This is a genomic window from Protofrankia sp. CiP1_Cm_nod3, from assembly GCF_982290655.1.
The window spans coordinates 33,642-34,114 of record NZ_CEVIVD010000032.1; the positions used below are offsets into that span (position 1 = coordinate 33,642).

The window sequence follows — 473 nt, forward strand, 5'->3', positions numbered from 1 at the left end:
CCTGCGCGCGATCACCATGTCGCGCAGGAGCCCGACCAGGTCGGCGTCGGTGAGGTCGGCGATGTACGGGTCGTAGGCGGCCAGGGGCAGCCGGTCCCCGTCCGGCGTCAGCAGCCGGATCGGCGCGGTGTTGTCACTACTGGCGTCCGTCGGGTTACGCGGGACGGGTGCGGCGACGGTGTCGAGGCGGTCCGCGTCGAGGCGGTCTGTGCCAGGAGTGGACTCTGTGTCAGCAGACTCTGTGTCAGGAGTGGACATGGCGTCCTCCGGTCGTCCTCGGCCGTTCCCGAGATCGTCGGTGGCGGCCTGCGCGATGGGTGTACCCGGTGGATCTCCGTTGGTGTCGGCATCCACGGGACGCGCCCGACGCGGCCGGCCACGCGGGTCGGCGGGACCGCCGCGCAGTAGACGATAGTCGCCCGGACACGGCGAGCAAGCTCGGACGCCCGGCCTGACCTCGACGAATCCGGCCC

At 71.7% G+C, this 473-nt stretch carries 1 pseudogene; it reads right to left on the bottom strand.

Annotated elements, in window-relative coordinates:
- Window positions 1–258: pseudogene (locus tag AC5LUJ_RS09005) on the bottom strand (hypothetical protein); the annotation flags it as partial.
- Between the last annotated feature and the right edge of the window lie 215 nt (window positions 259–473).